The organism is Streptococcus infantis (genome assembly GCF_000960085.1).
Classification (GTDB): Bacteria; Bacillota; Bacilli; order Lactobacillales; family Streptococcaceae; genus Streptococcus; species Streptococcus infantis_C.
In genome coordinates, this window is the sequence record NZ_JYGT01000006.1 from 61,817 (window position 1) to 83,077 (window position 21,261).

25 protein-coding genes are annotated in these 21,261 nt (G+C 40.8%); 2 read left to right on the forward strand and 23 right to left on the reverse strand.

Annotated elements, in window-relative coordinates; translation table 11 throughout:
• Position 1: 1 nt before the first annotated feature.
• The 14 genes from TZ94_RS02465 to TZ94_RS02530 form a co-directional block, all read right to left on the reverse strand.
• Positions 2-886 carry an ABC transporter ATP-binding protein gene (locus tag TZ94_RS02465; RefSeq protein ID WP_045613827.1) on the reverse strand — a complete coding sequence of 295 codons (885 nt, stop codon included), beginning with the start codon at positions 884-886 and terminating at the stop codon, positions 2-4.
• The gene (locus tag TZ94_RS02470; protein WP_006146175.1) at positions 873-1,067 is read right to left on the reverse strand and encodes a hypothetical protein; all 195 of its coding nucleotides are present in this window, start codon (positions 1,065-1,067) and stop codon (positions 873-875) included. Before TZ94_RS02470 ends, TZ94_RS02465 begins: the two co-directional genes overlap by 14 nt.
• Complete coding sequence (locus TZ94_RS02475; protein WP_004250552.1) at positions 1,064-1,255, reverse strand: hypothetical protein; 192 nt, start codon at positions 1,253-1,255, stop codon at positions 1,064-1,066. Before TZ94_RS02475 ends, TZ94_RS02470 begins: the two co-directional genes overlap by 4 nt.
• Positions 1,256-1,422: 167 nt before the next feature.
• Positions 1,423-1,968, reverse strand: coding sequence for an SP0191 family lipoprotein (locus TZ94_RS02480; RefSeq protein WP_045613831.1), 546 nt, complete (start codon positions 1,966-1,968; stop codon positions 1,423-1,425).
• A 10-nt stretch (positions 1,969-1,978) separates the two neighbouring features.
• A complete protein-coding gene (locus tag TZ94_RS02485) occupies positions 1,979-3,646 on the reverse strand; it encodes a DAK2 domain-containing protein (protein WP_045613833.1) in 1,668 nt (555 codons plus the stop codon).
• 2 nt (positions 3,647-3,648) lie between these two features.
• Complete coding sequence (locus TZ94_RS02490; protein WP_000216443.1) at positions 3,649-4,014, reverse strand: Asp23/Gls24 family envelope stress response protein; 366 nt, start codon at positions 4,012-4,014, stop codon at positions 3,649-3,651.
• Positions 4,015-4,166: 152 nt separating this feature from the next.
• Positions 4,167-4,355: a 50S ribosomal protein L28 gene (rpmB, locus tag TZ94_RS02495; RefSeq protein ID WP_001140948.1), complete on the reverse strand. Its 189-nt coding sequence runs from the start codon at positions 4,353-4,355 to the stop codon at positions 4,167-4,169.
• A 106-nt stretch (positions 4,356-4,461) separates the two neighbouring features.
• Complete coding sequence (locus TZ94_RS02500) at positions 4,462-5,136, reverse strand: LiaF transmembrane domain-containing protein (protein WP_045613835.1); 675 nt, start codon at positions 5,134-5,136, stop codon at positions 4,462-4,464.
• Positions 5,137-5,140: 4 nt separating this feature from the next.
• Entirely contained in the window at positions 5,141-5,587 is a 447-nt protein-coding gene (locus tag TZ94_RS02505; RefSeq protein ID WP_045613837.1) for a LytTR family DNA-binding domain-containing protein, read from the reverse strand.
• A gap of 118 nt (positions 5,588-5,705) precedes the next feature.
• Entirely contained in the window at positions 5,706-6,209 is a 504-nt protein-coding gene (locus TZ94_RS02510) for a phosphatase PAP2 family protein (protein WP_045613839.1), read from the reverse strand.
• 2 nt (positions 6,210-6,211) lie between these two features.
• A complete protein-coding gene (locus tag TZ94_RS02515; RefSeq protein ID WP_045613840.1) occupies positions 6,212-6,568 on the reverse strand; it encodes a DUF2200 domain-containing protein in 357 nt (118 codons plus the stop codon).
• Positions 6,569-6,632: 64 nt separating this feature from the next.
• Entirely contained in the window at positions 6,633-8,393 is a 1,761-nt protein-coding gene (locus TZ94_RS02520; protein WP_045613841.1) for an ABC transporter ATP-binding protein, read from the reverse strand.
• The gene (locus TZ94_RS02525) at positions 8,383-10,152 is read right to left on the reverse strand and encodes an ABC transporter ATP-binding protein (RefSeq protein ID WP_045613842.1); all 1,770 of its coding nucleotides are present in this window, start codon (positions 10,150-10,152) and stop codon (positions 8,383-8,385) included. The genes TZ94_RS02520 and TZ94_RS02525 overlap by 11 nt, the downstream gene beginning before the upstream one ends.
• A complete protein-coding gene (locus tag TZ94_RS02530; protein ID WP_045613843.1) occupies positions 10,136-10,597 on the reverse strand; it encodes a MarR family winged helix-turn-helix transcriptional regulator in 462 nt (153 codons plus the stop codon). The genes TZ94_RS02525 and TZ94_RS02530 overlap by 17 nt, the downstream gene beginning before the upstream one ends.
• 207 nt (positions 10,598-10,804) lie before the next feature.
• On the opposite strand from TZ94_RS02530, the gene TZ94_RS02540 reads away from it, so the two are divergent.
• Complete coding sequence (locus TZ94_RS02540) at positions 10,805-11,470, forward strand: CD20-like domain-containing protein (protein WP_045613845.1); 666 nt, start codon at positions 10,805-10,807, stop codon at positions 11,468-11,470.
• A 222-nt stretch (positions 11,471-11,692) separates the two neighbouring features.
• On the opposite strand, the gene TZ94_RS02545 is transcribed toward TZ94_RS02540, so the two are convergent.
• Together TZ94_RS02545 and TZ94_RS02550 are read right to left on the reverse strand one after the other, a co-directional pair.
• Positions 11,693-12,409 carry a YebC/PmpR family DNA-binding transcriptional regulator gene (locus tag TZ94_RS02545; protein WP_045613846.1) on the reverse strand — a complete coding sequence of 239 codons (717 nt, stop codon included), beginning with the start codon at positions 12,407-12,409 and terminating at the stop codon, positions 11,693-11,695.
• Positions 12,410-12,505: 96 nt separating this feature from the next.
• Complete coding sequence (locus tag TZ94_RS02550; RefSeq protein ID WP_045613847.1) at positions 12,506-13,876, reverse strand: MATE family efflux transporter; 1,371 nt, start codon at positions 13,874-13,876, stop codon at positions 12,506-12,508.
• A 108-nt stretch (positions 13,877-13,984) separates the two neighbouring features.
• On the opposite strand from TZ94_RS02550, the gene TZ94_RS02555 reads away from it, so the two are divergent.
• Complete coding sequence (locus TZ94_RS02555; RefSeq protein WP_045613848.1) at positions 13,985-14,539, forward strand: GNAT family N-acetyltransferase; 555 nt, start codon at positions 13,985-13,987, stop codon at positions 14,537-14,539.
• 132 nt (positions 14,540-14,671) lie between these two features.
• On the opposite strand, the gene TZ94_RS02560 is transcribed toward TZ94_RS02555, so the two are convergent.
• The 7 genes from TZ94_RS02560 to TZ94_RS02590 all read right to left on the reverse strand — a co-directional run bounded on the left by TZ94_RS02560 (position 14,672) and on the right by TZ94_RS02590 (position 21,120).
• On the reverse strand, positions 14,672-14,866 hold the full coding sequence (locus TZ94_RS02560) for a PspC domain-containing protein (protein WP_045613849.1): 195 nt from the start codon (positions 14,864-14,866) through the stop codon (positions 14,672-14,674).
• Positions 14,867-15,034: 168 nt separating this feature from the next.
• A complete protein-coding gene (gene recA, locus TZ94_RS02565) occupies positions 15,035-16,186 on the reverse strand; it encodes a recombinase RecA (RefSeq protein WP_045613850.1) in 1,152 nt (383 codons plus the stop codon).
• Between the two features lie 54 nt (positions 16,187-16,240).
• Positions 16,241-17,497: a competence/damage-inducible protein A gene (locus tag TZ94_RS02570; RefSeq protein ID WP_045613852.1), complete on the reverse strand. Its 1,257-nt coding sequence runs from the start codon at positions 17,495-17,497 to the stop codon at positions 16,241-16,243.
• Between the two features lie 94 nt (positions 17,498-17,591).
• Positions 17,592-18,650 carry a biofilm formation/cell division transcriptional regulator BrpA gene (gene brpA / locus TZ94_RS02575; RefSeq protein WP_045613854.1) on the reverse strand — a complete coding sequence of 353 codons (1,059 nt, stop codon included), beginning with the start codon at positions 18,648-18,650 and terminating at the stop codon, positions 17,592-17,594.
• A 4-nt stretch (positions 18,651-18,654) separates the two neighbouring features.
• Positions 18,655-19,176, reverse strand: coding sequence for a GNAT family N-acetyltransferase (locus tag TZ94_RS02580; RefSeq protein ID WP_045613855.1), 522 nt, complete (start codon positions 19,174-19,176; stop codon positions 18,655-18,657).
• Positions 19,166-19,609, reverse strand: coding sequence for a tRNA (adenosine(37)-N6)-threonylcarbamoyltransferase complex ATPase subunit type 1 TsaE (gene tsaE, locus TZ94_RS02585; protein ID WP_045613856.1), 444 nt, complete (start codon positions 19,607-19,609; stop codon positions 19,166-19,168). Before tsaE ends, TZ94_RS02580 begins: the two co-directional genes overlap by 11 nt.
• An 89-nt stretch (positions 19,610-19,698) precedes the next feature.
• Positions 19,699-21,120 carry an NCS2 family permease gene (locus tag TZ94_RS02590; protein ID WP_045613858.1) on the reverse strand — a complete coding sequence of 474 codons (1,422 nt, stop codon included), beginning with the start codon at positions 21,118-21,120 and terminating at the stop codon, positions 19,699-19,701.
• Positions 21,121-21,261 lie beyond the last annotated feature (141 nt).

The following is a 21,261-nucleotide window of genomic DNA, read 5'->3' on the forward strand; positions in this document are numbered from 1 at the left end:
CTTAGTCATCTCCTTTTTGTGTTTCTTCAAAGATTGTATCCAACAAGCTACGATTATTGACTTCAATTTCTTGAATTCTACAGCCTGCCTGGACTAACAGTTCCCAGAAAGCATCCGCTTCACGTGTGACTACTTGCAAAGCATCTTGTTTTTGTGACCAGTTTTCAACCAAGTTAGACTGCTCAATGACTTCCTTGTATACTAGAGGAAGGATAAAGTGCTTTTCAATCTCCTCACTGCGCATGGCTAGAGGTGTCGTATCACGAATCAACTCTCCCTTATTTAAGACCAAGATTCGGTCCGCTGTATGCTCTACCTCTTCGATATAATGGGACGAATAGAGAAGAGTTACTCCCTGCGCTTTTAGATCCTGAACAATTTCCCAAAAGCGTTGACGGGTTGAAGTATCCATGGCAGCAGTTGGTTCATCTAAAAAGACAAGCTTTGGTCGGCCAATCAAGGTCAAGACAAAAGAGAAGAGACGCTTTTGCCCACCTGACAATTTTTCTGCCAATTGTTCTTTTTGTTGCTTGTCAAACTGCAATAGTTGATCGATTTCTTGGTTGCTCAAGGGATTTGGGTAAATGCTTTGAAAGAAAGCAATCAACTCTTTGACCTTTAATTTCTGAACGATGACATTTTCTTGAGGCAGGTAGCTTCTAATATAGTCTAACTGAGAACTCGTCACTGGCAAGCCTTGGATAGATACTTGACCGCTGGTGACCAGTTTATCTCCTAGCAAACAGTCCAAGAGTGTGGTCTTCCCAGCACCATTGGGACCAATCAAGGCGACGCATTCACCTTCAGCTACCTCAAAGGAAATATCCTTCAAAATAGCCTTGCCCTTGATGTTTTTATTTAGGCTTTCTACCTTAATCATGTTCATGATATTCTCCTTTCAGCCACTCCTTTCCCATCGGAAAGGCGATAAAAATCATAAATCCTAATCCCCAGGCACCACGGATGAATTGGTGAAGGAAGGCTTGATCAAACCAACCTGTAAACATTTCTACCAGCCATACCACTAGTGATAGTCCAATAAAAAGATAGAGAATCGCTTTTTTCATTTTTCAAACTCCTTTTTCACATCTGAGACCAATTTCAAACCTTCTCGGATCAACCAAGACATCATGCCAAATCCTGCAAATAGCTCCCAAGGAAAATGATAGAAACCTTCATCCAATCCTGAGAACATGAGATAAGTCATGACTCCTGCTGCTACTAAACTCATTGCGATGATTACTTTATGTTTCATTTTTTTCTTCCTCCATTTGATACATCTAGTATAATTCTTTGAAGGTATAATCACTAGAAGCTTCTGTCATGAGGAAATATGACAAATGTCACAAAAAGTCTAATCGCTATGAAAATCGAATTCTCTGAAAATCAAAAAGAGGTCGGGAAAATCCCGACCTTTCTTTTTTATTCTTCTTTAAATCCGTGTAATTTTAATGCAGCGATTAGTGTATTAGGTTTTTTAAAGTCTTCTATACTATCCGCAAGTGGTTTAAAGAAATATGTATTTTTTACTTTATTCAAGTCTGCTTTTTCAAGATCGAGTTCCATAACGACTCTCATCTTTTTGTCCTCGGTGATAAAATATTCTACATTAACACCAGGCTCGTCCTTGATTTCAAGATACTCTGGACTATCTTCCATAGCTTCACGGAAGATTGTTTGGAATTCTTCTGGAGTAACTCCAGCAGGAATCTCCTCATTTATTTTCCCAAGCATATCCATCTTGAAGTTTTTAACAACATCCGTATAAACAAAGGTCATGGTGACATCAAATTCTTCCATTTTCCCTTTAAGAACTTTTGTTTTTTCTTCTTTTGCTTGATTGGTTGTCGTTTGACTTGTAGACGGATCACTCGCTTTACTCTTGTCACTTGAGCGGTGAGGCAACAATTTACTACAACCCACAAGTAGAGTTACCGAAATAAGTGTTAATCCTAAAATCTTCTTCAATTTGAATCTCCTATTCCACACTGAAAAGATATGGATAAACCGGTTGTTGACCTTGGTGGATTTCCACTTCGACATCTTCGAATTCTTCTGCGATTTCTTGAGCAATTTCATTTGCCAATTCTTCGCTTCCGTCTTCTCCAACATAGAAAGTTACGATTTCACTGTCTTCATCCAACATATGCTTCAATGTTTCAGTCAAGGTTTGGTGCATATCAGGATTTGATACAAGAATCTTACCATCCACCATACCAAGATTATCATTTTCATGAATTTCTAGACCATCGATAGTTGTGTCACGAACGGCTGTTGTTACACTACCACTGATGACATCACCAAGGGCTGCAGTCATGCGTTCTTTGTTTTCTTCGATTGATTTGCTTGGGTCAAAGGCAAGAAGACTAGTCAATCCTTGAGGAATTGTACGAGCTTCTACCACAACAGCTGGTTGTTCCAATACTTCAGCTGCAGATTGAGCTGCCATGAAGATATTTTTGTTATTTGGCAAGAAGATGATGTTGCGAGCATTGACTTTCTCAACAGCCTTGACAAAATCTTCTGTAGAAGGGTTCATGGTTTGTCCACCTTCGATGACATAGTCCACACCTTGTGCACGGAAGATGTCTGCCAAGCCTTGTCCAGCTACTACTGCGATAAGAGCATATTCTTTTTCTTCAGCTGGCTTACTAACTTGAGCTGCTTCTTTTTCTACTTGCGCTTCGTGTTGGTTACGCATGTTATCGACTTTAACCTTAACCAAGCTACCGTATTTAAGACCTTCTTGCAAGACAAGTCCTGGATCTTCTGTATGGACGTGAACTTTAACGATTTCGTCGTCATTGACAACAAGTAGAGAGTCCCCTAGATTGTTCAAGTAGTTACGGAATTCTTCGTAGTCAAAGTCTTTAGCATAAGTTGGGCCTTGTTTGAGGGCAACCATGATTTCAGTACAGTAACCAAAAGTAATATCTTCTGTTGCCACATGTCCAGCTACAGACTTGTGGTGTTCAGCATTGATCATCTCACTCATGTTTGCTGGAGTAGCAACAAAGTCCTCAGAAGCGCTGTATTCACCAGTAAGAGCTGAAAGGAAACCTTCATAGATGAAGACCAAACCTTGACCACCTGAGTCCACAACTCCAACTTCCTTCAAAACTGGAAGCATTTCAGGAGTTTTAGCAAGAGCTGCTTTAGCTCCTTCTAAGGCTGCACGCATAACTTCAACTGCGTCATCTGTTTGCTCTGCTTTTTTCTTAGCACCGATGGCAGCTCCACGTGATACAGTCAAGATAGTTCCTTCAACTGGCTTCATAACAGCCTTGTAGGCTACTTCTACACCAGATTGGAAGGCAAGGGCCAAATCTTGGCCTGTAAGTTCATCTTTTTCCTTGATAGCTTGTGAGAATCCACGGAAAAGCTGAGAAGTGATAACTCCTGAGTTTCCACGCGCACCCATCAAAAGACCTTTAGCCAAGATGCTTGCTGCTTCTCCAACTGTTGATGCTGGTTTGTCAGCTACTTCTTTAGCTCCATTTTCGATGGTCATTCCCATGTTTGTTCCTGTATCTCCATCTGGAACTGGGAAGACGTTCAATGAATTGACATATTCGGCTTGCTTGTTCAAACGAGTTGAAGCAGCCTGTACCATTTCTTGAAATAAGCTTGTAGTAATATTTGACACGATTATTCTCCTACAACTTTGATATTTTGAATGTAGACATTCACAGTTTGAGCAGTGATTCCAAGTTGATTCTCTAGGCTAAAGCGAACACGTTCTTGGATGTTTTTTGAAACTTCACTGATTTTTGTACCGTAGCTCAATACAGTATATACATCAACTGCAATACTACCGTCTTCAGCTGCTTTAACGACTACACCTTTTGAATAATTTTCCTTACCAAGAAGGGCTTGGAAATTATCTTTGAGGGCATTTTTACTAGCCATACCGACTACACCAAAAATTTCAGTTGCTGCACCACCTACAACAGTAGCGATCACATCATCTGTCAGTTCGACTTGACCATCTTTTGTATTAATTTTTACAGTCATTTTTTTTACCTCAACTAGTTGATACTCTATTTTATCATATTTCATCCCAACTGTAAAAGCAGAATGATGTATCATCGGATATTTGCTTGATTTTTCAAATGATTTCAGCTTTCGAGCAAAAGAAAAAGACCCTGTAGGTCTTTTCATGTTTATTAAACGCGTTCTACTTTTCCTGATTTCAAAGCACGAGCTGAAGCCCAAACTTTTTTAGGTTTACCATCGATAAGAACAGTAACTTTTTGAAGGTTTGGTTTTACGGCACGTTTAGTTTGGTTCATCGCGTGTGAACGGTTGTTTCCTGATACAGTCTTACGACCTGTAAAGTAACATACTTTAGCCATTGTGTTTTCCTCCTATTAGATCTAATATAGCGGATGTGCTAGCACCACATACCGTACTATGTTATCACACTTTCTCCATTTTGGCAAGGGAATTGGAAGACTTTTTTTATTTGACGTAGACGACTTCTAATTTACCAAAAGCTACCTCTCCACGGATAATCAAGGTTTTGCTGGTTGGGGCTACAGGAGCATCTGCCTTGGCTACTCCACAAGAAGTCTCCACCTTCAGGTCCACTCTCCAGTGTTGGGGCACATAGATAACTGCATTCCCTAAACTGACTTCTACCTTCAAGGTTGCACTATCGCCTAACATCTCTGCATTGTCATAATAAATCTTGGCATTTCCACAGCTAACTTCAAACTGGTCTTCTACCAAGTCTTGGTCCTGTTTGTAAAAAGTTCCACTACCAAAGGCAACTTCCTTTTCTGTAAGAATGGTCTTTTCAGCGTCATACCACCATTTCTTTCCGTACCATGTTTTACTAGAATTAGTTAGCATACCGACCCCGAGAACGATTAGCACTCCAGCCCAAAACAGTGATTGATTGGGAATTGGTAAAAAGTCATAAAAATGATTAGCAATCATGAGGGCTACTAGGGCTGTAAAAGAGGCTGAAGTTAAGTGGCGACGCAACAAAGCTTCAACTGATTGATAAGCAAAAAATCCAATACCGATCAAGGGCCAAATGTGTCCTCCTAAAGAAGGAATCCCAAAATTCCCCTGTAACAATACTAAGGCTGCCAATACTAGCAACACAATACCAAATGCTTTCTTTTTCATGTTCTTACCTCATGTTTCTTAGATTTTCTTTTAGGAGGGATTGGTAGTGCCGTGACACGTGAACCTCCTTGTGGGTCTGATAAAAGGAAATAGTTCCTGTACCTGAGAAGGACTTGTCCACCGAGTAGACCTGACGGATATTGGCAATGGTCGACTTGGATACCCGACTGAAATAACGGGGCAGGATAGACTCCAACTCATAAAGCTTAAGCCGAACCTCGTAGGCCTCTTTCTGGGTATGGGCGTAAATCTTGTTCCCTTCCGTCTCAAAGAAGAGGATTTCTGCCAAGTCTAAGTAGTACTCACCCGTTCCCTTATAAAAGATTAGCCTAGGAGCCTTGCTTTCTTGCAAAAGTCGTTGCAAGTCAGCTATCTCATCTGTCAGGGCTGCAGCCTTGATGACAATCTCTGTCTCAGTTAATTCACTATCAATCTCGATTCGTAACTTCATCCTATCTCCTTTCTGCATCTACTATACCAAAGGCCAGAAAACTTTACAAGGGCAAAAAAGCAAGTGGTCACTTTTGACCCGTAAGTGGTTACGAGCCCAAGCTCACTTGCTTTGCTTTTTACAAAATAAAGAAAAGAATTCCCCAGAGGAGTCCACAGGCATAGCCGACTAAAACATCCTTGGGATAATGAACACCCCCTAAAACTCGCACCAGACCTAGAAGAGCTGATAAGACCAACAAAACCAACCCCACAGGAAGATTTGCATGCAGGCAAGCCATGGAAATAATGGTTGCTGAAAAGACATGGCGACTAGGCATTGAATTGCCAGAGCTGTCCTTGTCTAGTAGCGGAATAATTTCCCAAGTCTCATAAGGACGTGGTTGATTGATCCACTTACGAACTAGCGTCAATAGGACAAAGCCTAAAGCTGGCACTAAGATATAGGTGGCAAATTCTTTCCCCAAGCCCTTGCTTATAAGACTTGTCCCCAACAAAGTCAAGTAGGCTAAGGGCATCAGAACTGTCATCATGCGATTAAAAACTCGCATCAATTGTAATAGCTGTGGATGTCGAAGGAGACTTGATTTCCTCTTATCGTACCACTCTTGATAGTTTTTCATATCTATTTCTCATACTTTTCTAGGACCTGCTGAGTTGTTTTACCCTTGGCAAGCCAGTCTACTAATTTGTCCAGACGACGGATTTCCTGCATCAGAGGATCCTCAATTTCCTCAATACGAACACCACAAATCTTTCCTGTAATCGCCATCCGTTTAGGTGCATAAGACGGTGCCTGTCGAAAAAAATCTCCGTAGGTAAGGTCCCTATCCAGACAAGCAAGGATGTCACTCACCTCATAACCTGTCAGCCAACTGGTCACTTGGTGAACGGACTCTGCCCTTCCACCCTTTCGCTCAACCTTTGCAATCAAGGCTGGATAGACCGCAGAAAATTTCATATTGTATAATTTCTGACTCATACATTCCTCTTTCTATTATACCAGTATAAAGAAGAAAAAGAAGGCCGTCAAGCCTTCTTTGGGTTTATTCTTCTACTTCATCTTCTGTAAATTGACTATTGTAGAGGTCAGCATAGAAACCACCCTGAGCCATAAGCTCTTCATGATTGCCTTGCTCAATGATATTTCCATCCTTCATAACCAAAATCAAATCGGCATTACGAATAGTTGACAAGCGATGGGCGATGACAAAGGATGTGCGTCCCTCCATCAAACGGTCCATGGCTTTCTGAATCAACTCCTCTGTACGTGTGTCAACTGAAGATGTCGCTTCATCAAGAATCAAGAGCGGAGCATCCTTGAGAAGGGCACGAGCGATGGTCAAGAGCTGTTTCTGTCCGACTGACAAGGTCACTGTATCATCTAAAACAGTATCGTAACCATCTGGTAAGGTTGTGATAAAGTGGTGGATTCCTACTGCTTTGGCTGCTTCGATCACGCGCTCTTCACTAATCCCAGTTTGATTGTAGATAAGATTATCTCGAATGGTTCCTTCAAAGAGCCAGGTATCCTGCAAGACCATTGAAAAGGCATCATGCACTTCCGAGCGTTTCATCTTCTTGCTATCCACACCATCAATGCGAATGCTTCCCTTATCAATCTCATAGAACTTCATCAAGAGGTTGACAATAGTAGTCTTCCCAGCTCCAGTCGGCCCGACAATGGCAACCTTTTGACCCGCATGAGCTGCCGCAGAAAAGTCATGAATGATGGTTCGCTCAGGAGTATAACCAAAGGAAACTCGGTCAAAGACAACTTCACCCTTCATGCCAGTCAATTGTCTTGCCTTATGAGATTCGTCTTCCATCTCAACTTCACTTAAAAATTCAAAGACACGGGTCATAGCTGCACTAGCTTGTTGTAAGCTGGTAATCCCTTGGGCAATCTGTGATAAGGGTTGTGAGAAGGTACGAACATAGACCATGAAGGCTACGATAATTCCGATACTGATATGACCTTCAAGAGCCAAGGCTGCACCGACGATAATGACCAAAACATAGCTAAAGTTCCCAACAAAGAACATAGCGGGCATCATGATCCCTGAAATAAACTGAGATTTCCAGATACTATCATGTAGATTCTGATTCAAGCCTGCGAATGTTTCTTTAGTGGTATCCACAGCATTATAGCTGGTCACCACATTGTGGCCAGAGTACATTTCTTCCACATAGCCGTTGACAGCTGCTAGGTTGTTTTGTTGGGCTTTAAAGTAGCCTTGTGACTTAGCCATAATGACTGAGACAGCAGCAAAACCTACAAGGGTTGAAACAACTGTTACCAATGCCAAAATCCAGTTCATGCCAAACATGGTAATCAAAACAGCAATCAGTAGAAAGCTAGCTGAGAGAACTGTTCCCAGACTTTGGTTGAGAGACTGAGCCGCCGTATCGACGTCATTGGTAACACGAGAAAGGGTGTCTCCTTGAGAATGACGGTCAAAATAAGCAAGTGGCAGACGGTTAATTTTTTCAGCGATAGCTGTCCGCAAGCGTTTTGAAAAATGTTGGATACTCGTTGAAAAGATATAGGCTTGCGTATAGTTGAGAATGGCACCAAGTACATACAAAACAGCTAAAAAGCTGGCGATGCTAGACACAGCTACCAAATCGATTTCTGTAGCCAAACCGTCTGAAATCAAGTTGGTGATTTCCTTAATCTTAGTTGGTCCATAAACAGTGATAATACTTGAACATACAGCAGCCACGACAGCTACTAGTAGAGGAAGTTGGAGACCTGCTAGAAAAGGTTTGTATTGTTCCCAAAGGGACGTCTTCTTATTTTCCATGTTCCAATTCCTCCTTCGATAGTTGTGAATAGGCAATTTCTTGATAAACTTCGTTAGTTGCAAGAAGTTCCTTGTGGGTGCCTTGTCCCACGACTTTACCCTGATCTAAGACTAAGATCAGGTCAGCATCCATGATGGTTGAGATACGTTGGGCAACGATCAACTTGGTCATAGATTGTGTTTTTTCGGCTAGTTCTTGGCGCAAGATACGGTCTGTCTTGTAGTCCAAAGCTGAGAATGAATCGTCAAAAATGAGAATTTCTGGCTTACGAGCCAAGGCGCGTGCAATGGCCAAACGTTGTCTTTGTCCTCCTGAGAAGTTGGTACCGCCTTGGGCCACTTCGGAGTCTAGACCTGCTTCCTTATCCTCGATAAAATTCTTAGATTGAGCCAATTCCAAAGCTTGCCACATGGCAGTCTCACTTAGTGGCGTTTCTTGACTCTTACCAAAGTCTAGATTGCCCTTGACATCTCCTGAGAATAGGACGGCTTTTTGTGGGATATAGCCGACTTTATTCCGCAAGTCTTCCAAGTCATAATCCTGCACATTGACACCGTCTACTAGGATTTCTCCATCAGATACATCATAAAAACGAGGCAAGAGGTTCACAAGCGTCGATTTACCAGAACCAGTTGATCCGATAAAGGCAATGGTTTGACCAGCTTCTGCCTTGAAACTGACATGCTCCACAACCGCTTCTGAGTTTTTAGAGTAACGGAAGGTTACATCACGGAATTCCACTTGACCTTTTACAGATGATTCTGCAGTCTGTGGTTGACTAGGATTTTCAATAGAAGAATGCAAGTCTAGCACCTGATTGATACGTCCTGCAGAAACCAAGGTACGAGGAAGGACGATAAAGAGAGCTCCCATGAGCAAGAAGCCCATCACGACCTGCATGGCATAAGACATGAAGACCACCATATCACTAAAGAGTGGCAGACGGTCTGTCAGGCTAGCATCATTGATGATATAGGCTCCAATCCAGTAGATAGCTAGACTCAAGCCACTCGAAATCGCCATCATAATAGGATTCATAATCGCCATCAAACGGTTGACAAAGAGATTAAGACGAGTGACTTCCTCATTGGCTTCTTCGAATTTCTTGTCTTGATAATCCTCGGCATTATAAGCACGCACCACTCGAATCCCTGTCAAACTTTCACGAGTAATACTATTGAGTTTATCTGTCAATTTTTGAATGACAGATTGTTTCGGAAAGGCCAGAGTCAGGAGAACAGTTGTCATCAAAACATTGACGATAACAGCGATTACTACTGCCCAGAGCCAGTACTCAGACTTCCCAAGGATTTTTCCAATGGCCCAGATAGCCATGATTGGTCCACGAGTGACCACCTGGAGTCCCATGGTAAAAAGCATCTGAACCTGTGTTATATCATTAGTCGTCCGAGTCAAGAGACTTGGGATTGAAAAACGTTTGATCTCTGTCTGCGAGAAATCTAGAACACGATTAAAAATATCGCTTCGTAAATGAGTTGTGTAAGACGCTGCAACGCGAGCGGCAAAAAATCCAACAGTAACGGATGAGAGAAAAGCAAGTAGAGACAAGCCTATCATCTTAATGGCTGGTGACCAAAGATCTCCTAGCTCCGTACCTGGAGTTCCAAGTAGTTCTGTAATTTCTGAAATGTAAGTCGGTACTTCTAACTCTAGATAGACCGAGAAACAGGTAAAGAGGACAGTCAAGAGAATCATTCCCCACTCTTTTCCTGTGATACGTTTAGCGAGTTTCTTCATTCTTACCTCCCATTTTATCTACATTAGCCTGTAGTAGACCCATGACTTCTTCAAAAACAGCTAGTTTTTCCTCAGAAATTCCATCAAGTAGACTACGGTCAATTCGATCAAAGAAAGACTTGATTGGCTTCATCTGAGAGCGTGATTTGTCCGTCAATCGAACGTACTTAGCTCTCTTGTCATTTGGATTCACTTCCAATTCCACCAAACCATTTTGCACCATACGCTTCACTAAATTACTAGCAACTGACTTGGTGACATTGAGTTCTTGTTCAATATCCTTGATTAACACCGCCTGTTCAGACTCCTCACGATAGTCTAAAAATCGTATGACTTGGCCCTGCGGTCCGCCCATAAATTCAATACCACAACGTTTAGCTTCCTTTTGCACCATAAGGTGAACCTGATGACCAAAACGTTTAAAAGCTAACATCGGCTTATCCATGATTGCTCCTTTTTACACATAAATAGTTCTCACGAGAACCAATTGGTTTTCATGAGAACTATTTTATCACTTTCAAATAGGATGTCAAGAAAAAAGTTTCCTTGAGAACTATCTAAGCAGAAATTGACATTAGCTCTTATTTTATCTATAATAAACACTATCTCACATAGATACGAATCCAGTTTACTAGAAATGAGAAATTCACACATGAAACAAAAAGAACAGAAACTCTTAGGAATCCTTGCCATCATCTTTGGAGCCCTGGCGCTTCTTGGTTCTTGGATACCTATCGTCAACATCCTATCATTTTTCCTTGCCATTGCCACTTTGATTTTAGGAGTTTTTGGTATTGCCATCAATCTCAGAAACCGTAAAACATTGGCTATCATCGGGACAACCTTAGGTCTTATTTCCATTGTCCTTGTTTTAATAACTCAAGTTCTATCTACTAATGTCTTTACTGATTTCGCCAGAACCTTTAGTCACCCCTATAGAAACATCACTTCTTCAACTGATACTGAGGATTATGGTGAACTTCCTGATAGTAGTACAGGTGAGGAAGAGGATAGCGAATTCTTCACTTGGAGCCAGGAACAGTTCGATGCCTTGGTAGAAGGTGATACTTCTGATAGCGGGAAAGGTGGCAGCAACTACAAAGATATTATCAGGAAACACGGAATCCCAGATTCAGAAACAGATTCAGTTATGGGAGACTACGAAATAAAAAGAATCACCTATCTCTCCATCAGTTCAGATCCTAAGACCGTTGTGCTCACGTTTGTTAAGCAGGAAAATGGCCAGTTTCTTCTAATCCGTAAATTTGCTGTCGGACTGGACCGAAAAGAACAATCTGATTCTGGAGTGAAGGTTTAACATAACTAAAAAGGTGCCGGGAATAGCAATCGGTAGACCAAGTCTCGATTTCTAAACCCCAGCACCACGATATTTCCACAATCCATTGGATTATGGACAATTATAGATTACTAATAACGTTTTGAGCAAAAGAAATTTTTGTCTCTTTCCTGCCCCTTTTGTCATCACAGGATAAACAAACCCCTTGAAAACACTGAATTTTCAAAGGGGTTATTTTTATTCTTAGAATCCATCTACGTTAGTGTAGATTTTTTGTACGTCTTCGTCGTCTTCAAGAACGCTGTATAGTTTTTCAAATGTTTCCAAATCTTCACCTGACAACTCAACTTCTGATTGAGGAATCATTTCCAATTCAGTTACTTGGAATTCTTCAATACCAGATTCACGCAAAGCAACGATAGCCTTGTGAAGATCAGTTGGAGCTGTGTAAACAGTGATTGTTCCTTCTTCTGCTTCTACATCGTCTACATCGACATCTGCTTCAAGCAAAAGCTCAAAGATGGTATCCGCATCATCACCTGCAAAGACGATAACACCTTTGTTGTCAAAGAGGTAAGATACAGAACCTGAAGCTCCCATGTTTCCACCGTTTTTACCAAAAGCAGCACGAACATTGGCAGCTGTACGGTTGACGTTTGAAGTCAAGGTATCAACGATCAACATTGAACCATTTGGCCCAAATCCTTCGTAACGTCCTTCTGTAAAGGTTTCGTCTGTATTCCCTTTTGCCTTATCGATAGCCTTATCAATAACGTGTTTTGGCACTTGCGCTTGTTTAGCACGATCGATAACGAATTTCAAAGCAGTGTTTAATTCTGGATCTGGTTCACCTTTTTTAGCTGCAACATAGATTTCTACACCAAATTTTGCATATACTTTAGAGTTAGCTCCATCTTTAGCCGTTTTCTTGGCTACGATATTGGCCCATTTACGTCCCATTAGGAATCTCCTTTATTCACATTTTAATCTTTCTTATTATAACACAAGTCTAGCTGATTTTCACTAGAGGAAATGGATTTTCTTTTGTAAAGCAAGCTAGAATTTTCCACCAACTGCCAAGATTTTCTTGCCTTCTTTTATCCAAGGGTGTTGGGAGAGCGAGAAGTAAAGCTGGGCAGTCATAACAAGCCAAAGTAGTGGTTCACATAGGATAACACCCGTATAACCTGCCCAAGGGATAATCCAAGCGACGAAAATAATTTTACCGATAAACTCGATAAAGCTTGATACAAGTGGCAAGAATTTTTGACCGAGACCCTGCAAGCTATTTCTATAAATCAATAAAAGACTCAAAAACGGATAGAATACTGAACTGATACGTAGATACAAAGCCCCATTTTCAATCAAGTAAGCGTCTGTCGAACTTGCCAGGAAAGAAACTAGGCTAGGACTTGCAAAAAATAGGAACACACAAGCAAAGGTCGCCCAAGACATACTCAAATAACTCCCTATACGAAGACCTTGAACGATACGTTCGGGACGTTTCGCTCCAAAGTTTTGAGAGATAAAAGTCGTCATCGAAGCTGAAATAGCCGTCATTGGCAATAGGGCAAAGGCCATGATTCTACGCGCTGCCGTTTGGGCGCTGATAATGACTGCTCCAAAGCCATTAACAGAGGATTGCAAGATGACGCTTCCGATAGAGACAATTGACCCCATCAAGCCCATGGCTAGCCCCTGTTCCAAGAGATCCACATAGAGTGCCTTATTCCATTTGAAATGTTTGAGACCTGGAAGAAGCTCCGGAACACTCTTGCGAATATAGAAATAACAGAGGATTGCTGACAAACCTTGCGAGATAATGGTTGCAAGACCCGCAGACTGAACTCCTAACTGCAATTGCGTAATAAAATACAAATCCAGAATGACATTAACGATAGCTGAAAAAATCAGGAAAGCAAGCGCAGCAAGGCTATCACCAATTGAGCGCAGTAATCCTGCAAATAGATTGTAAGCAAAACTAACTCCCACACAGCTAACAATCATGGAAATATATTCATATGATTGAGGGAGAATTTCTGCAGGCGTTTCTAGGTACTGTAAGAGTGGATAAAGACCGAAGAAACCCATCAGCATGACAAGACCACTCAGGATGGCACCCAAAATCCAAGTTGCTGCAACAGCTTCTTTAATCTTAGCAAAATTACGAGCACCATAGAGACGTGCAATAACAACTCCCATCCCATTTCCGACTCCGAGAGCAAAGCCAATAATCAAATCAAAAATGGCTGTCGTAGCTCCGACTGCCGCCAAGGAATCTTGCCCTAAAAAACGCCCGACAATCAAAATATCAGCTGTATTGTAGAGCTGCTGAAAGATATTGGATAGTAAAATTGGTAAAGCAAAACTAATCAGTGAAGGAAGAATAGGACCATGAATCAAGTCCACCGTTGATTTTTTATTCATAAGGGTATTATATCAGCTTTCTAGTAGAGGAACAAGGGAGTTTCGTTAAGAAAGCGTTGCCTAGATACAAACAATCTGGTATAATCGTGACAGAAAAGGAGGGTATGTATGAGCTTAACAAGCCAGTTAATTACAGATGTATTCCCAGACCTTGAGAAAGTTGACCAATTAAACAAGGAAGCCTTTCCTGAAGAAGAACGTGTCTCCTTGGAAGAATTTTTGCTTTACCAGGATAGAGATGACGCCCACTTTTTTGCTTTTTATAACAAAGAAGAGTTTGTCGGCTTTGCCTTTGCCATTTCCAACCAAAAAGCTTTCTACATTAGCTTCTTTGCCATTATGCCCCATCTCCGTAGTCATGGATATGGAAGAGAAATCATTGAAAAACTCATTGATTTTTACCAGCGTACTATGATTCTTGAAGTGGAGCGATTGGACGAAGACTGTGATAATCTCGAACAACGAAAGGCCCGCATGGATTTCTACTTACAAAATGGTTTTAAAACTGCCAATGCCTTTTTAGAATACGAGGGAATGAGTTTTGAAATTCTCTACCGTGGTGACCATTTTGATGAAGAAGTCTATCGCAACATCTTTCAAAAATTGCAAGAAGAGAATTACTTTGACTTTCGCATCAAATACCGACGCTTTAGTGATTACTAAGCAAGACAATTCCACGTATAAAAAACATTATCTTTAATCTGATATGTTTTGAATTTCGATTTATTTTCAAAATAAAAAATGCATGCAATTTATAAAATTACATGCATTATTTATTCTTATTTACAATGTAGCTTAAGCTTCTGCTCCACCTTCTGGAAGGATAAAGTAAAGAATAGCGTAAGCAAGTAGACCTGAACCACCAGCTAAAGTGAAAAGAATCCAAAGAACACGAACTAACATTGGATCCATGTTAAAGTAGTCAGCAAGACCTGCACAAACACCACCGATTTTTTTATCTTGAACGTTACGAACTAAACGTTTGTCCATTATAGTAATCTCCTTTTTTGTTGTTCTTATTCATTTTAACATCAAATTATTAGAAATTCAATAGTTTTCTGGATTTTTCTAAGGAAATAGGCCTTTTATTCTCTTTTTCAGAAAGAGTAAACCTCTAATGAATAAAAATAAAAAGTGGAAAAACTCCACTTTTTATTTTTATTCTTCAATTTCGATTTCAAGAGCATCGCCCAAATCAAGAGTTACTTCTTGGTTAGAACTTGTTTCAGTTGCTGCTGAATTATCTTTTGAACCTTCTTCCTCTTCAATCAAACCATATTGAACACGAACTTGGTGGTCAATCTCATCAAAGATTTCTGGATGATCTGCCAAGTATTTCTTCGCATTCTCAGAACCTTGTCCGATTTTTTCACCCTTGTATGAGTACCAAGCACCTGCTTTTTGGATGATATCCAAATCACTTGCAATCTTCAAGAGTTCACCAGTTCTAGAAATACCTTCTCCGTACATGATTTCAACAAGAGCTTCTTTGAACGGTGGAGCAACCTTGTTTTTCACAACTTTAATCTTAGTTTCTTTACCGACGTTGGTATCTTTTTGGTCACCAGTTCCCTTGATTTGTGTGCTCCCACGAACGTCTAAACGAACTGAAGCGTAGAATTTAAGGGCGCGTCCACCAGGTGTTGTTTCTGGATTACCAAACATAACCCCAACTTTTTCACGCAATTGGTTGATGAAGATGGCAATTGTCTTAGTCTTGTTGATAGAAGCACCAAGTTTACGCATAGCTTGGCTCATCATACGAGCTTGAAGACCAACGTGGCTATCTCCGATATCTCCATCGATTTCCGCACGAGGTACAAGAGCTGCAACCGAGTCAATAACGACTAGGTCAACTGCACCTGAGTCAATCAATTTCCCTGCAATTTCAAGACCTTGCTCACCTGAGTCTGGTTGTGACAAGAGCAATTCGTCAATATTCACTCCAAGAGCTGCTGCATAAGCTGGATCAAGCGCATGTTCCGCATCGATAAAGGCTGCAATGCCGCCTTCTTTTTGTGCTTGTGCTACAGCATGAAGGGCTACTGTTGTCTTACCTGATGATTCTGGACCGTAGATTTCAATGATACGTCCCTTTGGATAACCACCTGAACCAAGTGCAATATCAAGGGCCAACGAACCTGAGCTCATCACTTGCACTTTTTGCTCTGCACGTTCACCCAAGCGCATGATTGACCCCTTACCGAAGTCTTTTTCAATCAATTTAAGGGCATCATTCAAAGCTTTTTCACGATCAGCTCCAAATTTTTTGCCGATTTCATCTAATTTTTTTGTTGGTTTTTTCGCCATTTTGTTCTCCTATATTTTAATGTTTTTTAGAACCTTCTTCTATTATATCAAAAGTCAGTCACTTAATAAAGCTTTGCGAACTAAGTTAAACGCATGCATAACCGCAATTTTACGAACATCTGCTCGACTTCTTCCAGCTATATTGGCTTGAATGACTTCGGAACCTGATGCTTGAGATAGGCCGATGAAAACTGTCCCTGCTGGATGCCCTTCTAGGCTATCCGGACCAGCTACTCCTGTCAAGCTAATCCCAAAATCTGACTGGGTTTTGAGGCGAGCCTGCTCAGCCATTTTTTCCGCTGTATATGCTGACACGACTCCATGTTCTTCCAACTCTTCTCGTGGAATGTCTAACATCTTAGCTTTTTCTTCCAGGCTATAAGTGACAAAACCGCCTTTAAAGATAGCTGATACTCCCGAAAATTCTGCTAATGTTGCTTGGAAAAGGCCTGCTGTCAAACTTTCTGCAGCAGTGATGGTTTTCTTCTGCTTTTTCAACTTCTCAACAACTACGCTGGCTAGGCTCGCTTCCTCCCCATAGCCATAACAGATATCCTTTAAAGCAATTCCTTCAAAAGTCTGACGTGCAAAGATTTTTTCCTCTATATTATCTAAGGCCTTTCTAGCTTCTTCTTGACTAGTAGCCTTTGTAGACAAACGCAGAGTCACCTCTCCTGTTTTTGCATACGGTGCTATGGTTGGATCCATCTGCTCTTCAATCAAATCTGATAAAATCGTCACTAGCTGGCTCTCACCAATGCCAAAGAAACGTAGCACACGTGAGTACAACTTAGCTCCTGTTGTCAATCTTGGTAGTAGCTCATTTAAAACCATTGGTTTCAGTTCACTTGGCGGACCTGGTAGGACAACATAAGTCACGCCAGCTACCTCAATCATACCACCAACCGCTAGTCCCGTTTCATTGGGTAGCGGAGTTGAGCCCTCAACAATTTGTGCCTGACGTTCATTATTTGGAGTTCGAGCATAGTCTGGTAGATGAGCAAAGAAATCATCTAATTTAGCCTGTGCTTGAGCATCAAAAGTCAAATCACGCCCTAGAAATTGTGCCAAGGTTTGTTTGGTCAAGTCATCCTCTGTTGGACCTAGTCCTCCCGTTAGGATAACTAAATCACTCCGTTTCTGAGCAATCTCCAACAAGGATAAGAGACGAGATTCATTATCTCCTACAGCCGTTTGGAAGTAGACATCAACACCGATTTCAGCCAACTTTTCAGACAAAAACTGAGCATTGGTATTGACGATTTGACCTGTTAGAATTTCTGTCCCAACAGCTATTATTTCCGCTTTCATTTTTTCCTCCTACTTATCTATTCGGATTTCTTTGAAAAAATCGCAGGAAAATTCCTACGATTTGAGTATTCATTTCTTATTGTTCTTATTGTTCTTATTGTTCTTGCTGTTCTTGTTGAATCTGTTGTTCCTGTTCCGCAACAGAACTGGTATTTTGTGGTGAATGAACATAAAGATTTTCATACAAGACTACATTGGTCTCCAAGTTCGTAACCTCTGGTTGCCCGAGCGAACGACGTAACATATTTTGCATCTCTAACATATGAGCAGATGACACAATTTGGTAGGATGTCCCGTCAATCATTGCATCCTCTCCACGCAACTGTTGAGAATCAATATTTTTAAAGGAATCTTGATAACCCATCAATTGAGGAATGGTTGTTGTCGTAATCTCGATATTGGTCTGCATGTTGTCGCTAAGAGCCTTCAGAATTTCTTGGTAGTGACTGACACTATTCAAGCTAAGAATCTTCTCGACAACTTTTTGAATCACTTCACGCTGTCGTTTTTGACGACCGTAGTCTCCCTCTGGATCCTGATAACGCATACGTGAATAGACAAGAGCTTCTTCACCATTTAACTTTTGTTCACCAACACCGATAGAAATCGTATTAAATGGCTCCTGGTCTTGAATAGAGATAGGGAAACCTAGAGTATTATTTACTGTAATACCTCCGACAGCATCAACCATTCTTTGAAGACCATGCATATTGACCATCACATAGCGGTCGATATGGATATTCATCATTTTTTGAATAGTCGATATAGCCAGTTCTGCTCCACCATTGGCATAGGCAGCATTTAGTTTCGCCTCTATTACGCTACCGTCTGGTTGTTGGATTTGTGTCAAAATATCACGCTCCAAACTCATCATAACAACTTTCTTGGTCTTAGGATTTACCGTTACCAAGATCATCGAATCACTGTTACCTTCCCATGGGTCTGTGCGTTCAACGTTACCCGTATCCACACCCATCAGTAGAATTGTCAGAGGTTCAGTTGCCTCGATAACCTTCGTTTCTTCCCCGATTTGTTTATAGGTTTTGGCTAAAGTCTGTGTACTTTGTTGATAGATTGTAAAGGCAAAAGCTCCAACACCAAGCACTGTCACAAGAACAAAGCCTAAAAACATTCCGATTATTTTTTTTACCATACTTTTATTCGTCTATCAGTCGACCCATTTGGTAAACGTCAAGAAACTCTCCTCCCTCTATACAAGCACCACGTTCCTGTAATCCTTCTATGATAAAGCCCATCTTTTGATACAGATGAACAGCTGCAAGATTGCGTTTTTGAACTGTCAATTGTAAACGTCGAATACTAGCACTCGATTTGGCCCATTCAGTAGCTTCTTCCAACAGGATACTACCGAGACCATTTCCCCAGTATGCTTTTTTGATGCCCAAAAAGACATCACCAATATGTCGAACTCGCGGACGTTGATCAGCTGTAATATTGATGACCCCTGCCAATTCATTATTCAAAAAAGCTAGTAGAGTAATCTGGTTATCCGACTGGGCTTGCTTGTCAATAAAATGCCTCATTTCTGATGTAGTCATTGCAATTCCGTCTTTATCCAGACTGGTAAAGCTAGATTCCTGACCAATCTGATCCAAAAGTGCAATAAGAACCGAAGCATCTTGGACTTCAGCTTCACGGATTAAAAGATCATACTCCATCTGTCAACCTCTGCAAAAGTTCTGCTGCTCGTTGACCATGGGCATGAAAGACAACTTCGCGTCCGTCACCATCTTTGAGAATTTCTAATTCCAGATAGTCTGCCGGAAGAGCTTCTCCTAATAGATGACCCCACTCAATAACAGTCACACCTGATCCAAAAAGAAATTCATCCAAGTCGATAGAATCTGCATCCCCTTCAATACGATAAACATCCAAGTGATACAAGGGTAGACGACCTTCATATTCTCGAACAATGGTATAAGTAGGACTTTTAATCATTTGATGAATCCCTAGACCTTTAGCCAAACCTTTTGTAAGTGTTGTTTTCCCAGCACCTAATTCACCGGTCAAAATCAATACATCATTTTCCTCTAGTAAAGAGCCTAACTCTTGTCCAAGAGCAATGAGTTCATCTTCATTTTTTATGTGCATGTAATCATTATACCAAAAAGTTTTCTTTTGCGATATTTCTACTAATAAAAAAGGAGGAGATTCCTCCTTCTTTTTTTAAGTGTTTATCATTAGTTAAGAGCCATGCTGATATAGTTCAAGATAAACAAGGCATCCAAAATCCAAATCATGACATGTACATCTTTAACTTGGCCTTTGACAACCTTTGTCAAAGTATAAGTCAAGAAACCAACTGCAATCCCTTGAGTGATTGAGTAACTGAATCCCATAAAGATAGATGTGAAGAAGGCCGGAACAGCTTCTGACATATCATCCCAAGGAATGTTTTTCAAGTTAGAGAGCATCATAATTCCGACAATAATCAAAATTGGTGCAGTTGCCGCTGTTGGAACAATCGCTAACAGTGGGCTAAAGAAGCTTGATAAAGCAAAACAGATAGCAACAACAAGGGCTGTCAAACCAGTACGTCCACCAGCACCGATACCTGCCGCAGACTCAACATATGTCGTAACATTTGAAGTACCAGCAATGGCACCAACTGAAGTTGCCACCAAGTCAGAATAAAGAGCTTTATCCAATTTAGCTGACTCATGGTTTTCACCACTTGTCGCAACGATACCAACTTTTTCACCAGTACCAATAAGAGTACCGATAGTATCAAAAATATCTGTCAATGAGAAGGCAAGAATAGCCATCAAAGTTTCTGGCAAACGAGAAGTGTTTGAAATCAAAGATCCTAAACCTTCCGAACCAAGAGCAGCGCCAAACAAGGTACCTAAATCGTTAACTGCTGATGAAAGATTGTTGTTAGCGAAGTCAATCCCTGACACATTAACAAGACCAACCGCAATGGCAAGAATAGTCGTTGTTAAAATAGAAAGGATGATCCCACCTTTGATACCTTTAACAACAAAGAAGATAGTAATAGCAAGACCTGCAAGAGCTACCAAAACTGCTGTAGTATTGAAATCTACCAATCCTGGAACAGCTGCTGAGTTCGCAGTAATCGCCGCTTGAGCCTTATCTGCTCCTTCACCTGCTACAGTATAAGTACCTGGGTCAATTGAGAATTTCAAAAGACCAGCATTCTTAATACCTACATATGCTAAGAAGACACCGATACCGGCTGAAATTGCTGAGCGAAGCGTTGTAGGAATAGATTCAATGATCATTTTACGAACATTGGTCAATGTAATAATCAGTGAAATAACTCCACAGATGAAGACCATCCCAAGAGCTTCTTTCCAAGTATAACCCATCCCAAATACGACGGTAAATGTAAAGAAGGCGTTAAGTCCCATACCTGGGGCTTGAGCATATGGCAAGTTAGCATAGAAAGCCATCATCAAAGTTCCCACAACAGAACCTATGATTGTCGCCAAGAATACACCTTGAACAGGCATTCCTGTTTGTGAAAGCATTTGAGGGTTTACAAAGAGAATATAACTCATTGCAAAGAAAGTTGTTAAACCAGCAAGAACCTCTGTACGGACATCTGTCCCGTGCTCTTTTAGTTTAAATAGTTTGTCCATTTTTAATCTCCTTTGTCATTTTACGAACAATATGACTATTATAACATCAATCATTCATCTTTTCAAGGTATTTTTACCGAATTATAAAAATCTTATCCGATGCTATTCTTCTTCTTTTTACTTATTGTCAGCTTTTCTAGC

Bases quoted from the DNA above. Each gene is read 5' to 3' on its own strand.
- TZ94_RS02580 (WP_045613855.1), bottom strand. From the start codon at position 19,176: ATGGAGTATGATCTTTTAATCCGTGAAGCTGAAGTCCAAGATGCTTCG.
- tsaE (WP_045613856.1), bottom strand. From the start codon at position 19,609: ATGCACATAAAAAATGAAGATGAACTCATTGCTCTTGGACAAGAGTTA.
- TZ94_RS02560 (WP_045613849.1), bottom strand. From the start codon at position 14,866: ATGGACAAACGTTTAGTTCGTAACGTTCAAGATAAAAAAATCGGTGGT.
- rpmB (WP_001140948.1), bottom strand. From the start codon at position 4,355: ATGGCTAAAGTATGTTACTTTACAGGTCGTAAGACTGTATCAGGAAAC.
- brpA (WP_045613854.1), bottom strand. From the start codon at position 18,650: ATGGTAAAAAAAATAATCGGAATGTTTTTAGGCTTTGTTCTTGTGACA.
- TZ94_RS02515 (WP_045613840.1), bottom strand. From the start codon at position 6,568: ATGAGTCAGAAATTATACAATATGAAATTTTCTGCGGTCTATCCAGCC.
- TZ94_RS02520 (WP_045613841.1), bottom strand. From the start codon at position 8,393: ATGGAAAATAAGAAGACGTCCCTTTGGGAACAATACAAACCTTTTCTA.
- TZ94_RS02475 (WP_004250552.1), bottom strand. From the start codon at position 1,255: ATGAAACATAAAGTAATCATCGCAATGAGTTTAGTAGCAGCAGGAGTC.
- TZ94_RS02500 (WP_045613835.1), bottom strand. From the start codon at position 5,136: ATGAAAAAGAAAGCATTTGGTATTGTGTTGCTAGTATTGGCAGCCTTA.
- TZ94_RS02545 (WP_045613846.1), bottom strand. From the start codon at position 12,409: ATGGGACGTAAATGGGCCAATATCGTAGCCAAGAAAACGGCTAAAGAT.
- recA (WP_045613850.1), bottom strand. From the start codon at position 16,186: ATGGCGAAAAAACCAACAAAAAAATTAGATGAAATCGGCAAAAAATTT.
- TZ94_RS02525 (WP_045613842.1), bottom strand. From the start codon at position 10,152: ATGAAGAAACTCGCTAAACGTATCACAGGAAAAGAGTGGGGAATGATT.
- TZ94_RS02470 (WP_006146175.1), bottom strand. From the start codon at position 1,067: ATGAAAAAAGCGATTCTCTATCTTTTTATTGGACTATCACTAGTGGTA.
- TZ94_RS02555 (WP_045613848.1), top strand. From the start codon at position 13,985: ATGAGCTTAACAAGCCAGTTAATTACAGATGTATTCCCAGACCTTGAG.
- TZ94_RS02550 (WP_045613847.1), bottom strand. From the start codon at position 13,876: ATGAATAAAAAATCAACGGTGGACTTGATTCATGGTCCTATTCTTCCT.
- TZ94_RS02490 (WP_000216443.1), bottom strand. From the start codon at position 4,014: ATGACTGTAAAAATTAATACAAAAGATGGTCAAGTCGAACTGACAGAT.
- TZ94_RS02540 (WP_045613845.1), top strand. From the start codon at position 10,805: ATGAAACAAAAAGAACAGAAACTCTTAGGAATCCTTGCCATCATCTTT.
- TZ94_RS02530 (WP_045613843.1), bottom strand. From the start codon at position 10,597: ATGGATAAGCCGATGTTAGCTTTTAAACGTTTTGGTCATCAGGTTCAC.
- TZ94_RS02510 (WP_045613839.1), bottom strand. From the start codon at position 6,209: ATGAAAAACTATCAAGAGTGGTACGATAAGAGGAAATCAAGTCTCCTT.
- TZ94_RS02505 (WP_045613837.1), bottom strand. From the start codon at position 5,587: ATGAAGTTACGAATCGAGATTGATAGTGAATTAACTGAGACAGAGATT.
- TZ94_RS02590 (WP_045613858.1), bottom strand. From the start codon at position 21,120: ATGGACAAACTATTTAAACTAAAAGAGCACGGGACAGATGTCCGTACA.
- TZ94_RS02570 (WP_045613852.1), bottom strand. From the start codon at position 17,497: ATGAAAGCGGAAATAATAGCTGTTGGGACAGAAATTCTAACAGGTCAA.
- TZ94_RS02465 (WP_045613827.1), bottom strand. From the start codon at position 886: ATGAACATGATTAAGGTAGAAAGCCTAAATAAAAACATCAAGGGCAAG.